This is a genomic window from Stenotrophomonas sp. X (assembly GCF_055721025.1).
Genome location: NZ_CM146756.1, coordinates 2,506,927 through 2,520,567 on the forward strand (window position 1 = coordinate 2,506,927; position 13,641 = coordinate 2,520,567).

Genomic DNA, 13,641 nt, shown 5'->3' on the forward strand with positions numbered 1-13,641 from the left:
GGCTCGGCTCTACAGCATCAGGCTGCCGTCACCTCATGCAGCGCCAGCCAGCACCAGCGCCCCTGCTCGTGCCTCAGTACCGCCAGCGACTCCCGCCATGCGGGTGCGCCGCCGTCGACCGAATGCCCTTCGCGATAGCGCAGCACCGCCAGCGGTGATGGCGCTTCCACCGCCTGCACGGCGTCGATGGAAATCTGCAGTCCTGGACGCGCGCCATGACCGCCCGCGAACAGTGCCTGCACGGCCTTCCGGTCCAGCCTGCGACCCGCGATGCCGACCATGCTGAAGTCTGCACAGAAGTGCGCCATCAGATCCTCCAGCGCATCGGCGCCGACATCGGCACGGAACCAGGCCTGCAGCTTGTCGTGCAGGAGGTGGATTTCATGTTCTGCACTGATGTCCATCAAGCATTCTCGGGTTGGAAAAGGGAAACTGCGTCCGACCGGCGCAACAGCGCCATCGGCAACAGCGTGATTGCGGCGGCAAGACCCAGCGCCACGCTGGTGGCGCGTGCTGGCAGCCATTGCAGGGCCAGCGCCAGCAGCAGTGCGATGGCGGCGGTGCCGAGGCAGAAGCTGAGCTGGCGGTTGAGGTTCCAGAGTGCACTGGCATCGCCCAACGCCTCACCTTCCACGCCATGGAAGGCCAGCGTCTGCGCCGTGCTGCTGCACAGGCTGCCGCCCGCCCCCATCAGTGCGAACAACAGCGCGGCCAAGGCGAAGGCCGGCTGCGGCAACAGCGCCATCAACAGCAGGCCGCTGGCCTGCAACAGCATGCCGGCACGCAGTACCGTGGCCGGGCCGAAGCGAGCCAGCAGGCGCTTGCTGGCGGTGATCGCAATGGCCGAGGCCAGCGCCCAGGGCAGCATCAACGCGCCGATGCGTGCCGCGCTGTAGCCGGCCTGGTGCAGCTGCAGGGTACTGACCAGCTGGCTGCCGATGAATACACCGGGTACGGCCAGATAGATCAGCATCGCCAGCCGCAGCCCGCGATGGGACAACAGCGACCAGCGCAGCAGTGGCTGCGCCTGCTGCCGTGCATGTCGCAGGTGGGCCGCCGCCAACAGCATTGCGATCAACAGCAGTACGGCACCGGCGGCCCGATGGCCGGGTTCACCCAGCCAGGTCAACGCCAGCAGCAGCGCGCCCAGCGCCATCATCGCCGTGGAGAGCGCATAGGCCTGCAGGCGCGGCGCACTGCGCGCGCCATCGGCCGGCATCCAGGCCAGCACCAGCCCGATCGCCACCACCGCCAAGGGCAGGCTGGCCCAGAGCACACCGCGCCAGGACAACCACTGCACCAGCAGCCCGCCCAACGCGGGCGCCAGTGCCGGCACCAGCAGCGCCACCAGCAGGATGCGCCGGGTCAACGCGCCACGCTGCTCGGGCGTGCACTGGCGGTACGCCGCGGCTTGCGCCACGGGAATCAGCAGGCCACCGGCCAGGCCCTGCAGCAGGCGCCAGCCGAGCAGCCAGCCGATTCCTGGCGCTGCGCCAGCCAGCACAGCGGCGACCGCGAACAAGAGCAACGCCACCAGCAGCAAGCGACGCTCGCCACAGCGCGCGGCCAGCCAGGGCGCCAGCGGAATCACAACGCTCAGCCCCAGCATGTAGGCCGTGCCGACCCAGGCCAGGGTGCTGACGTCGGCGTGCAGCTCCGCTGCCAATGCCGGATAGGCCACCGTGGCGATGAACATGTTGACCAGATCCAGGGCAAATACCAGCAGGAAAATCGCCTCATGGCGCAGGCGGGGGGACGGCATCGGCGGCGCTCCAGCGGAGAAGCCATCAGCATGCCGCCCGGGGGTTGTTGGAGAAACACGACAGCACCTGCAACACTGTCAAAACTGTTTTGACAATGAATCGCCATGGTCAGCCTCGATCGCTTCGATATTTTCCGTGCCGTGGTCGAAGCCGGCAGCCTGACCGCTGCGGCCGATCGCCTCGGCCTCAGCCGCGCGGTGGTCAGCTTCAACCTGAAGCGGCTGGAGCAGGAGCTGGGCGTGACCCTGCTGCTGCGCAGTACCCGCCACCTGGCGCTGACCGAGGCCGGTGAACAGTTCCTGCAGCACTGCGTGCAGGCACTGGATGCCGCACAGGCAGCCATCGATGCCGCGCGCCGCGATCAGCATCAGCTGCAGGGCGTACTGCGCCTGACCACTACTCCGGAATACGCGCAGCTGCGCCTGATCGCAGCGCTGGAGGCCTTCCGTGCGCGGCACCCGGCGCTGCAGCTGCACCTGTCGACCTCACCGGCACCGGCCGACCTGATTCCCGAACGTTTCGACCTGGCCATCCGCCTGGGCCGCCTGCCGGATTCAGGCCTGCATGCCAGCGAACTGGAACGGCATCCGCTGTGCGCGGTGGCCGCGCCCTCGTTGCTGGCCCGGCTGCCCTCCGCGGATGCAGCCGATGACCCGGTGCAGCTGGGCGCCCTTCCCCGCCTCGGCTACCCGCGCCTGGCCGATGTACCGGTGGTGGCGCCGGATGGCAGCGACGCATTGTTCGCCACCAATCCGGGCAATGCCGTGGTGCGCGTAGATGGTGCCAGCAGCCTGCGTGCCTTCGCCGTGGCCGGCGCCGGGGTCACCGTGCTGCCACGCTGGCTGATCGAGGACGACCTGGCCCAGGACCGGCTGCGCCCGGTGCTGCGCCAGCACCGTTTCCCGCAGCAGAGCGTGTACGCGGTCTATCCGCACAGTTCGCAGCCTTCACCGAAGGTGCGGCAGCTGATCGATTTCCTGCGCAGGTGGTTTGGCAGCGCGCCCGGGTGATGACGGCGTCCGCCGGGCGCGGCGTTCTGTAGAGCCGAGCCCACGCTCGGCTCCGTTCTACAACAGCCGAGCATGGGCTCGGCGCTACAGTAGATATCCGGTAGCGCCGGGCCGTGCCCGGCGAGCGCAGCGGCAATCTACAAACGGACACGGCCCCTTACGGGGCCGTGTCTTCAAGCATCAGCGCAGCACCTGCTCCACCAGCTGCACGTCCACGCTCTGCAGCGGTTCGGCAGCATTGCGCGACAGCTGCACCTGGTAGGTGCCGCCGTCGATCTTCCACCGGCGCGCCTGTGCATCGTAGTGGGCCAGGGTCTTCGGCTCGGCTTCGATGCGGATGCGGCGCTGTTCGCCCGGCTGCAGGCTCACCTTGTCGTAGCCGATCAGACGGATCGGCGTGGTGCTGCCGGCCGGCAGCTTCAGGTACAGCTGGGCCACGTCGGCACCGGCGCGCTTGCCGGTGTTGCGAATGTCCACGCTGGCGACCAGGCGCGAACCTTCCACGCTCACCTTGAGGTTTTCATAGGCGAACGAGGTGTAGGACAGGCCATGACCGAACGCGAAGGTGGGCTTCAGGCCTTTGGCCGCCATCCACTTGTAACCGACGTTGGCACCTTCGATATCGAAATCGAACACATCACCGAACGGCTTGGCCGGCTTGAAGCCGAGGCCGTCGATGTGCGGGCGCGGCAGCTGCGATTCGTCCACCACCCAGGTCACCGGCAGGCGGCCGGACGGATTGACCTGGCCGGTCAACAGCGCGGCAATGCCTTCGCCACCGCGGATGCCCGGGTACCAGGCCTGCAGCATCGCCGGCACCTGCGCCAGCCAAGGGGTGCGCACCGGGCCGTTGGTTTCCAGCACCAGCACGGTCTTCGGGTTGGCCGCGGCCACCGCCGAGATCAGTGCGTCCTGGTTGTCCGGCAGCTGCATGTCCGGCAGGTCCACCGATTCGGCGGCCCACTGCGTGGCAAACACAATGGCCACATCGGCCTGCGCGGCGGCCCTGGCCGCAGCGGCGGCATTGGTGCCGTCCACATACTCGATGGTTGCGTCCGGACGCGCCGCACGCAGCGATTCCAGCGGCGAGGACGGGTGGAAGATCACCGGGCCCGGCCAGGTGGTCGGCATCACGCCCGGCACCGCATTGGTGCCCTTGGCGGTGACGCCCACCATCGACGAACCACCGCCGCCGATCACGCCCTTGTCGGCGTGGCCGCCGATGATGACGATGCGCTTCACGCTGTCGGCCAGCGGCAGCAGGTTGCCCTCATTGCGCAGCAGCACGCTGCCCTCTTCCACCGTGCGCTGGGCCACGGCGAAGCCGGCCTCGGCATCCACCTTCTGGTGCTGCGGCGGGTTGTCGAAGTTGCCATGCAGGAACATCGTGCGCAGGATGCGCGCCACCATGTCATTCAGGCGCGCCTGCGGCACCACGCCGCCATGCACGGCCAGACGCAGCGGCTCGTCGAAGAACACCGCCGCGTCGAACACTTCACCGGCCGACTGCTGGTCCAGGCCGGCCAGCGCCGCCTTCGAACCGCTGTGCACGCCGCCCCAGTCGGACATCACGAAACCGGGGAACTTCCATTCCTGCTTCAGCACCTGGTTCATCAGGTAGCCGTTCTCGCAGCCGTAGGTGCCGTTGATCTTGTTGTACGAGCACATCGCCACGCCCGGGCGACCGGCTTCCAGCGCGATCTCGAAGGCCAGCAGGTCCGATTCGTGCATGGCCTGTTCGCCGATGCGCACGTCATGGAAGTTGCGCCGGGTCTCCATGTCGTTCAGCGCGAAGTGCTTCATCGAGGAGATCACGTGCTGGCTCTGCACGCCCTGGATCAGCGCGCCGACCATCGAACCGGCCAGCAGCGGGTCCTCACCGGCATATTCGAAGTTGCGGCCGTTGCGTGGATCGCGCTGCAGGTTGACGCTGCCCGACAGCAGGATGTTGAAGCGCTGCTGCCATGCCTCGCGGCCCATGGTCGCGCCACCGGCGAAGGCCACTTCGCGGTTCCAGCTGGAGGCGGTGGACGGGCCGGACGGCATGGCGGTGGCGAAATCGCCCGGACGGATACCACCAGGATTGGTCACGCCGACGCCGGCATCGGCCGACTGCTGCGACGGAATGCCCAGCCGCGCCACGCCCGGCACGAAACCGGCCGAACCGACCGCACCTTCCGGCAGTGGGCCACCGTCCTTGCCCAGCCCGAAGTAGCTGTGCAGCATCTGGAACTTCTCATCCTCGGTCATCGCCTTCAGCAGCAGCGCAGCGCGCGCATCGGCGTTGAGGGTGGTGTCCATCCACGGCCTGTCGCCATGTTTGTCGGCGGCATAGGCCAGGGTCAGCAGGGTGGCGCGCAGGGTGTTGCCTTCCAGCTTGAACGGCGCACTGCTGGCGGCCTGGAAACCATCGCTGAAATAGCTGGCATCGGCTTCCAGGGCGACACGCGCCGGATCGAAGCCGGCGGCCTTGGCCGATTCACCGGCCACCGCACCGAGCAGCACCGCCGGTGCACCCAGCCGCGAACGGGTGACCAGCGCTGGCAGCTGCGCGGCACCTGCACCGGCATCGGTATAGACCGCCACCGTGTGGCGGCCATCGTCCAGGCGCAGGTAGCTCAGGCCCGGCTGGTCCGGGCCGGATTCAGCGGCGATCGGCAGCCGGGTCAGCACGGCCTGGCCGCGCTGGATCTGGTCATCGTCCCTGCCGGCGGCGATGAAGCGGTACTCGTAGCCCAGGCCATCGGCCAGCACCTGCAGCGGATCGACCTGGTCGATGCCGCGCTGCACCTGGCGCACGCTCACCGCGTCCACCTGCAGGGTCTTCAGCTGGGCGGCCAGGGCCGGCATCGTCTCGGCGGTCGGGGCCTGTTCCAGGGTCAGCACAGTGAACGCGGCGGGGTCGGCCCAGGCCGGGGCGGCCAGTGCGACAGACAGGGCCAGGGACAGCGCAAGCGGCTTTGTAAACGTTTTCATCGGCAGGCGTAATTCCGTTGCCAAGGCAATCGGTCCAGGGAAAGTGCCGCCGAAGGGTGCAGCGTTCATGCCGCGCAGGAATTGCCAGGCAACCTCCCGCAGGCCGAAGGACGGGCCGGTCTGCGCCTGGGACCCTCCTCCCGGCGTGACAACCTGCCTGTCCGGGCCGCGCAGGGCGACCCAATCCTGTGAAGATTGTGCGAGGGCGTTCACACCTGTCAACAGGACCTAAGTCACAGAGGCAACCCGGCCAGCGGTTATCAGGCCATCACCGGCGGTCATCAGCAGACTGCGTGGGGCTGCCGATAATGAGGTGTCACCGGCCCTGGACCCCGCCTATGAACATACACCGCGACTTCGATCATCTCTGGCGTGACCGCTGTGATACCTCAACCCAGCGCAGCCCACGCGTGCTGATCCGGGTATTCGTTGCCCCTGGCGAACTGGAGCGCAGCGTGGCGTTCTACGAGCAGTTGCAGGGTGTGGTGGCCGATGCGGGCTTCCCGTTTCCCGATGCCGGCCTACGCCTGGCGATGGTCGGTGCATTCCTGCTGATCGAAGGTTGCGATGAGGCGCTGGCGCCATTCACTTCGACCACGGGGACGCTGCTGGTCGATGACGTTCGGCCTTATCACGACAAACTGGTCGCGGCCGGTGCCGAGATCATCTTCCCGCTGCAGGTGGTGCCGACCGGGGCGGCGTTCAATGCGGTGCATCCCGATGGCACGGTGGTCGAGTACGTGCATCACCGGCCGGATCCGCACGGGCGGTGAGGGTGCGCACGGCCGGGCTGCGCCCGGCACCCGCAGAGGCGACATCAACGTCAAAAACCAGAGCAACAGCAAAAGCTGGGTTCCTGCAGGTAGGCGGGGTGGGTCCGGCTGCGGGGGGCGCTGCAAGTACGTCCATGTAAGCTCGGTCGCCGCATCCATGCGGCTCACGCCCCCGCAACCGGACCCACCCCGCCTTCGACAATTCCCTGCACGGCCTGCTGTAGAGCCGAGCCCATGCTCGGCTGCTCTTCGTTCAACTGTCGGAATATTCGATTTCGATGGAGATTCATCCACGCATGGCGTGGATCTACAATCCCGTCATGTCTTCCCCCGCCCTGCCCTGGAACGGCACGTTGCTGCTGGATGCGCACGCCGCCGTGCTGCACGGCCATGCTGGTGACAGCGCTTTGCATGCGCACTACGCCCATCAATTGCTGCTGAGCGACGGTACGCCCTGGCACGTCGAGATCGATGGCGTACAGCAGCAGGGCCAGCGGCTATGGCTGCCTTCGTTCCAGCCGCACGCGATCCTGTCGGCACCGGAAGCAGGCTGCACGGTGTTCCTTGAGCCGGCCCACGCCGATCCCACCCAGATCCAGCAGCATCTGCACGCGCTGCCGGGCAACGCGCTGGAGCTGCGCGATTGGTTGCCACGGCTGAGCCGCCCGCAACCGCTGGACCGCCGCGTGCAGACGGCGTTGGCCCGTATCGCCCAGTACCTGCCCGGCCCGGTGCCGGCTGCCGACATCGCCGAAGCCGCGCACCTGTCGACCAGCCAGCTGCACCGGCGTTTCCAGTCCGACCTGGCGGTGACCCTGCGCGGCTGGGTGCTGTGGCAACGGCTACGCACTGCGCTCACGCATCATCTGCGCGGGCACAACCTGACCGACAGTGCGCATGCCGCCGGCTTCGCCGACCTGGCCCATCTCTCGCGCAGCCTGCGCCGCATGTTCGGCATCGGTGCCGCACAGCTGCAGGGCCTGCAGTTGCACGCGACCTGACACGGCCGATCACCCACGCCTGCGCAGGCCTTCGGGCAACTCCGGCACCTCGCCATGCGGTAGTTCGCGGAACGGCGCCAGCAGCTGCCCCGCGTAATCGCGTGGATAGTCCGGTTGGCTGCCAATGCCGAGATCGCATTGCTGCAGCCGATAACCGGGCGCATCGAAGGCGGTCCCCAGCAGGTGATCCCAGACGGTCAGGAACAGGCCGAAGTTGACGTCGCCGGCGGTGCCGTAACGCATGTGGTGGAAGCGATGCAGCGGCGCCCACGCCATCACCCGGCCCAGCACACCCAGGCGCATGTCCACGTTGGAGTGCTGCAGCAGCAGCTGGATGGCGATGGCAAACGCCAGCACCGCCGCCACCGGCATCGGCAGGCCCAACAGCAGCAACGGCAGCACACCGCCCACCGCTTCGGCCGCCTGGTGCAGTGGGTGTTTCATCAGGCCGTTGAAGCCATACATGCGGGTCACGCTGTGATGCACCGCATGCAGGCGCCACAACCAGCCGATGCGATGGCTTGCGTAGTGCACCAGGGTAATGCCGAGATCGGCAGCGATGATCGCCACCAGTACCTGCAGTGCGAACGGCCACTGCAGCGGCCAGACCTGCCACGGAATGATCGCCGCCAGCAGCGGCACCGCGGCGATCGACAGCACGTTCAGGCTCTCGTTGACCAGCGCGTGCAGGGCATCACGTACACGGTCGCCCTGGTCGTGGTTGAACGCAGGGTCATACGGCCAGGCGCGCTCGGCGGCGAACGAGAGCGCAATGGCGGCCGCCAGCAGGGCCAGCAACCACAGCGGGTCACGGTGGCAGTGGCCGACCCAGACGACGGCAGTGGCAACGAACCCCAGCAGGAACAACGGGGCATACAGGCGGAGGATCCAGTGTTTCATGGGCAACCCGGGAAATGAGGGCCTGCATGCTGGCGTGGCGTGCGGGTTGCTGGCTTGAACAAACGGCGCAAGCCTGCCGCACCACGCTTCCCACATCCACGCATGGCGTGGATCTACAATGGCGCCCTCATCGCGCCCGGGGCCGGCATGGATTCCTTCAACCTGATGCGTGCCTTCCGCCGCATCGTCGAACGCGGCGGGCTGGCCCGCGCCGCCGAAGACCTGGGCATGTCGCCCGCCGGGCTCAGCAAACAGCTGCGCACGCTGGAAGCGCATCTGGGCGTGGTACTGCTGCAGCGGACCACGCGGCGCATGAGCCTGACCGAAACCGGCCACGCCTATTACCGTGAATGCTGCCGCCTGCTCGACGAGCTGGACGCATTGGAACGTGGCATCGCCGAGCAGCGTGGCGAGGTGACCGGGCGCCTGCGCGTCAATGTGCCGCAGTCGTTCGCGCTGAGCACGCTGTCGCCGCTGCTGCCCCGCTTCCTGCAGCAGCATCCGCAGCTGTCGCTGGACCTGGTGATGGAAGACCGCCTGCTCGATGCGGTCGGCGAGGGTTTCGATGTGTCGCTGCGGCTGCGTGCCGAGCTGGATGATTCACGCCTGGTGGCACGCCGGCTGGCCTCGCTGCAGCAGGTGCTGTGCGCGGCGCCGTCCTACCTGCAGCAGCATCCGGCGCCCCAGGCAGTAGGCGATCTGCAGGCCCATAGCGTGCTGGCCTACAGCCTGTCCGACTCACCGGGCAGTTGGCCGCTGCTCGGCCCGGATGGCCAGGTGACGATCACCCTGCCGGCGCGCGTGACCGTCAACAACAGCCTGCTGCTGCGTGACCTGCTGGTGGCCGGCATGGGCATCGGCGCCCTGCCCTCGTTCCTGGCGGCACCAGCGCTGGCCCGTGGCGAACTGCAGCAGGTGCTGCCCGACCACCGCTATCCGCCGCGCTTCGTGCATGCGGTCTACCCCACCTCGCGCCACCTGCAGCCCAAGGTGCGTGCCTTCATCGACTTCCTGCACGCCGAGCTGCCCGGCTGCGCCGGCCTGGATTCGTAACCGCCAGCGAAAACTGAGCTGCCCGCGGCGTGCTGTTTCGGCCACGCCGCGCTGCCTACTCTGCCGCCTCCCCTCTCACCGATGGCAGGCAGATGTCTTCCGTTCCTTCCCCCGCCACCGCAGCGCCGGTGGTCGATTTCTTCCACGACGTGGTCTGCGGCTGGTGCTTCGTGCTGGCCCCGCGCCTGCAGCAGGTCTCGGCCGAACTCGGCATCCAGGTGCGCCACCGCAGCTTCGTGCTGCAGGACTCGCGCGCGCAGATGGTCGAGGTGTTCGGCTCGATGGCGCGCGCCAAGGCGATCATCCTGCGCCACTGGACCGACTGCGCCGCGCATGAGGACACCGCGCGCATCGATATCGAAGGCATGCGCGCACAGGACTTCGAGTATCCCTCCGGCTGGCTCGGCGCACTGGCCTGCCAGGCCGCAGGGCTGATCGGTGGCAATGATGCCCATGGCGCGATGTTCGACGCGGTGCAATGGGCGCACCTGCACCAGCACCGCAACATCGGCGACGCGGAAGTACTGCTGGATATTGCCGAATCGCTGGGCCATCCACGTGGCGCCTTCGCTGACCACATGCGCAGCGACGCGGTGCGCCAGCGCGTGCAGGCCGATCGCGCCGAAGCTGCCGCGCTCGGCATCCGTTCCATCCCCACCGTGATCGGCGGCAACGGCCTGCGCCTGCAGACCCTGCCGCTGCCACACCTGCGCCAGGCCCTGGCGCCCCTGGTCGCGGCCTGAGCCGCACCCTCCCCCACCCTGCAAGGAGATTTCCCCATGACCCCACGTACCCTGTCCACCGCGCTGGCCCTGCTGCTGGCCGCCACCGCCGCTTCCACCACCGTATCCGCGCACGAACGCGTTCCCTCCGGCCAGCAGGTCGGCACCAGCCCCTGGGGGCCGGAGGACGAGATCGGCCGCCTCAACCTGATCACCGAAGCCTCGCGCGCCGCGATCCTGTCACGGGTCAGCGGCGGCAAGGCCTATGACCTGGCCACCGAATACTACGTCGGCATGCCCAGCTGGCAGGATGCCGGCGACCCGCACTACCAGTTCTGGATGACCCACACCCCGCGCGGCACAGTGATGGACGATCCGATGGGCGTGGGCGAGGCCATGAACCTCACCCGCAGCTACACCGGCACCGCGTTCTCGATGTACAGCCACACCGGCACCCACATCGATGCGCTGAACCACTTCGGCATCCACGGGAAGATCTGGAACGGCTTCGAGGCCGACAAGCACCTCGGCGACCGCGGCTGGAATGTCACCGGCATCGAGAAATTCCCGCCGCTGATCGCGCGTGGCGTGCTGATCGACGTGGCCGGCGCCAAGGGCGTGGACATGCTGCCGGACAGCTACCGCGTCACCCGCCAGGACCTGAAGGATGCGCTGGCACGCCAGAAGGTGAAACTGCAGCAGGGCGACGTGGTGCTGATCCGCACCGGCCGCATGCGCCTGTTCGAGCAGCCCAGGGCCTACATGGCCAACCCGCCGGGCATGGGCCTGGACGCGGCACGCTTCCTGGTCGAGGACGGCGGCGCGATGATCGTCGGCGCCGACAACCTCAGCTTCGAGACCTTCCCTTCGGAGGTGTCCGACGACTACGTGCCGCTGCACACCTACCTGCTGGCACAGCAGGGTGCGCCGATCATCGAGCTGGTGGCGCTGGACGAACTGGCCCGCGACAAGGTCTACGAATTCGCCTTCATCGGCGGCCCGCTGAAGATCCGCGGTGGCGATGCCGCGCCGCTGCGCCCGGTGGCGCTGCCGCTGCGCCCGTAACCAGGGGCATCCCCGGGTAGCAACGGGCCATGCCGGGTGGGTGCCGACCTTGGTCGGCACCGCGCTTTACCGCTATCCACGCATGGCGTGGATCTACCAGGCTGCGGCATGGATTTGCCGTGGCTCTCTCCAGTAGATCCACGCCATGCGTGGATGCTTTCCCCCTTCAGCAACCTGAAACCGGACCCTCCGATTTCATTAGTAATTCTACTTACAACGCGAGTAGCATGTCTGGTCTCAGCCCCTGATACCGGCCCGTCGATACTCGCGCCATGCCCGCCGTTTCCGCCCGTTCCTGCCGTTTCCAGCCCGCCCGGCGCCTCCCCTGGAGGGCTGACTGATGGGTGCCGTCGTCGCCCTCGACCGACTGCTGGACGGGCGCCAGCTGTGGCGTGGCCCGGCCCGCCAGGGCCCCGCCAGCGACCATCTGGCCAGCGGCCATCCGGCACTGGATGCACGCCTGCCCGGCGGCGGCTGGCCGGCCAGCGGACTGTGCGAGGTACTGCAGGCGGTGCCCGGCGTTGGCGAACTGGCGCTGGTCTGGCCGGCGCTTGCCAAGCTGAGCCTGCGCGATCGCCCGATCGTGCTGGTCGCCCCGCCCTATCGCCCGCACGCCCCGGCCTGGGCCGCCGCCGGGCTGGACCTGGGCCAGTTGCAGATCATCCACGCCGCGCCGAAGCAGGCACTGTGGGCCGCCGAACAGTGCCTGCGCTCTGCGGCCTGCGCGGCGGTACTGTGCTGGCCGCATCAAGCCGACGACCGCGCCCTGCGCCGCCTGCAGGTGGCCGCCGACAGCGGCCAGTGCCTGGGCTTCGTGTTCCGCGAGGCGCAGGCCGCGCGCAATCCCTCCCCGGCCAGCCTGCGCCTGCAGCTCGACCACGGCCAGGTGCGGGTGCTGAAGTGCCGTGGCGGCCTGCCGCCGGCACAACCGTTGCCGCTGGCCATCGCCCACTGAGGACGCGCCATGCACTGGGCCTGCCTGTTGTTGCCGCAGCTGGCGCTGGACAGCGTGCTGCGCCTGCAGCCCGACCCACACCGGCCCTTGGTGCTGCTGCAGGGGCCGGCACAGCGACGCGTAGTGCGTGCAGTCAGCCCGTCGGCACGCGCCGCGGGGTTGCGCCCGGGCATGCTGCTGTCGGCTGCACAGGTACTGGTGCAGGACATGCACCTGCACGACTACGACCCCAATGCCGAACAGCACACCCGGCAGCTGCTGGCCAGCTGGGCCTATGCCTACAGCTCGCAGGTCAGCCTCGATTTTCCGCATGCACTGGTGCTGGAAATCGGTGCCAGCCGCGCCCTGTTCGGTGACTGGCTGACGATCCAGCAGCGCCTGCGCAACGAACTGCACGAACTCGGTTTCCGCCACCGCCTGGTGGCCGCGCCTACCCCACATGCCGCGCGCGTGCTGGCCAACGTCCACGATGGCCTCGGCATCGATGCGCAGCAACTGCCGGCGGTGCTGGCGCAGCTGCCCCTGGCGCGCTGCGGCCTGCCCAGCGAGGCGGTGACGGTGCTCGGCCGCTCCGGCCTGCGCACGTTGGGCGCGGTGCTCAAGCTGCCGCGCGACAGCCTGGCCCGGCGCTTCGCCCCCGAGGTCCTGCAGCAGCTGGATGCATTGCGCGGGCTGCCCACCGCGCCATTGCGCTACTACCAGCCACCAGACCGTTTCGATGCGCGCATCGAATTCGAGTACGAGATCGAATCCAGCCAGGCCCTGCTGTTCCCGCTGCGCCGCCTGCTGCTCGACCTGGCCGCCTTCCTGTGCTCGCGCGATGGCGGCGTGCAGCGCTTCGACCTGCATTTCGAGCATGACCTGTTGCCGGCCAGCGTGCTGACCATCGGCCTGTTGGCGCCCGAACGCGATCCCGCGTTGCTGTTCGAGATCGCGCGCAACCGCATGGAAGCGTTCGCCCTGCCGGCCGGCAGCCGCGCACTGCGCCTGCAGGCCGAACAGCTGCCGCCGTTCGTACCCGCCGCGCGTGACCTGTTCGATACCCGTCCGGCGCAGGCGATGCCGTGGAACCAGCTGCGTGAGCGCCTGCGCGCGCGGCTCGGCGATGACGCCGTGCAGCCGCTGGCAGTGCAGGCCGACCATCGCCCCGAACGCGCCAGCGGCACCCAGCCAGCGGCCAGGCCACCGGCATACTGGCCACTGCGCCCCGGTTGGCTGCTGGACGCTCCACAGCCGCTGCGTGACCCGCGCCTGCGCATCATCGCCGGGCCGGAGCGGATCGAATCGGGCTGGTGGGACCAGGCTGACGCGCGCCGCGACTACTACGTGGTGGAAACCGCGCATGGCCAGCGCGGCTGGGCCTTCCGCGTGCGCAACGATCCGCATGCGCCGTGGATGCTGCACGGCTGGTTCGGCTGAGCCG

The 13,641-nt window shown here is 68.5% G+C and carries 12 protein-coding genes; 8 read left to right on the forward strand and 4 right to left on the reverse strand.

The genetic code is table 11. The annotated features are described in order from the left end of the window. Window positions 1–17 precede the first annotated feature (17 nt). Together ACZ75I_RS11575 and ACZ75I_RS11580 are read right to left on the reverse strand one after the other, a co-directional pair. Entirely contained in the window at window positions 18–404 is a 387-nt protein-coding gene (locus ACZ75I_RS11575; protein ID WP_346477172.1) for a DUF4440 domain-containing protein, read from the reverse strand. Continuing rightward, window positions 404–1,762, reverse strand: coding sequence for an MFS transporter (locus ACZ75I_RS11580; protein ID WP_346477173.1), 1,359 nt, complete (start codon window positions 1,760–1,762; stop codon window positions 404–406). Before ACZ75I_RS11580 ends, ACZ75I_RS11575 begins: the two co-directional genes overlap by 1 nt. Window positions 1,763–1,867: 105 nt before the next feature. Here ACZ75I_RS11580 and ACZ75I_RS11585 point away from each other — a divergent pair, with 105 nt between their 5' ends. Next, window positions 1,868–2,773, forward strand: coding sequence for a LysR family transcriptional regulator (locus ACZ75I_RS11585; RefSeq protein ID WP_134969106.1), 906 nt, complete (start codon window positions 1,868–1,870; stop codon window positions 2,771–2,773). 180 nt (window positions 2,774–2,953) lie between these two features. On the opposite strand, the gene ACZ75I_RS11590 is transcribed toward ACZ75I_RS11585, so the two are convergent. Further along, window positions 2,954–5,749 carry a beta-glucosidase gene (locus tag ACZ75I_RS11590; protein WP_472957915.1) on the reverse strand — a complete coding sequence of 932 codons (2,796 nt, stop codon included), beginning with the start codon at window positions 5,747–5,749 and terminating at the stop codon, window positions 2,954–2,956. Window positions 5,750–6,087: 338 nt separating this feature from the next. Here ACZ75I_RS11590 and ACZ75I_RS11595 point away from each other — a divergent pair, with 338 nt between their 5' ends. Both ACZ75I_RS11595 and ACZ75I_RS11600 read left to right on the forward strand, forming a co-directional pair. Continuing rightward, window positions 6,088–6,522, forward strand: coding sequence for a VOC family protein (locus tag ACZ75I_RS11595; protein WP_010485036.1), 435 nt, complete (start codon window positions 6,088–6,090; stop codon window positions 6,520–6,522). 296 nt (window positions 6,523–6,818) lie between these two features. Next, the gene (locus ACZ75I_RS11600) at window positions 6,819–7,523 is read left to right on the forward strand and encodes an AraC family transcriptional regulator (protein WP_346477271.1); all 705 of its coding nucleotides are present in this window, start codon (window positions 6,819–6,821) and stop codon (window positions 7,521–7,523) included. Window positions 7,524–7,532: 9 nt separating this feature from the next. On the opposite strand, the gene ACZ75I_RS11605 is transcribed toward ACZ75I_RS11600, so the two are convergent. Further along, window positions 7,533–8,423, reverse strand: a complete 891-nt coding sequence (locus ACZ75I_RS11605) for a sterol desaturase family protein (RefSeq protein WP_472957916.1) — start codon at window positions 8,421–8,423, stop codon at window positions 7,533–7,535. Between the two features lie 102 nt (window positions 8,424–8,525). Between ACZ75I_RS11605 and ACZ75I_RS11610 the strand changes: the two genes are divergently transcribed. The 5 genes from ACZ75I_RS11610 (at window position 8,526) to ACZ75I_RS11630 (ending at window position 13,637) form a co-directional block, all read left to right on the forward strand. Then, a complete protein-coding gene (locus tag ACZ75I_RS11610; protein WP_185807371.1) occupies window positions 8,526–9,476 on the forward strand; it encodes a LysR family transcriptional regulator in 951 nt (316 codons plus the stop codon). Between the two features lie 92 nt (window positions 9,477–9,568). Then, window positions 9,569–10,219, forward strand: coding sequence for a DsbA family oxidoreductase (locus tag ACZ75I_RS11615; RefSeq protein ID WP_180869587.1), 651 nt, complete (start codon window positions 9,569–9,571; stop codon window positions 10,217–10,219). 36 nt (window positions 10,220–10,255) lie between these two features. Next, window positions 10,256–11,263, forward strand: a complete 1,008-nt coding sequence (locus tag ACZ75I_RS11620; protein WP_346477274.1) for a cyclase family protein — start codon at window positions 10,256–10,258, stop codon at window positions 11,261–11,263. Window positions 11,264–11,603: 340 nt separating this feature from the next. Next, complete coding sequence (gene imuA / locus ACZ75I_RS11625) at window positions 11,604–12,218, forward strand: translesion DNA synthesis-associated protein ImuA (RefSeq protein ID WP_180869584.1); 615 nt, start codon at window positions 11,604–11,606, stop codon at window positions 12,216–12,218. 9 nt (window positions 12,219–12,227) lie between these two features. Continuing rightward, the gene (locus ACZ75I_RS11630; protein WP_472957917.1) at window positions 12,228–13,637 is read left to right on the forward strand and encodes a Y-family DNA polymerase; all 1,410 of its coding nucleotides are present in this window, start codon (window positions 12,228–12,230) and stop codon (window positions 13,635–13,637) included. The last annotated feature ends 4 nt before the right edge of the window (window positions 13,638–13,641 follow it).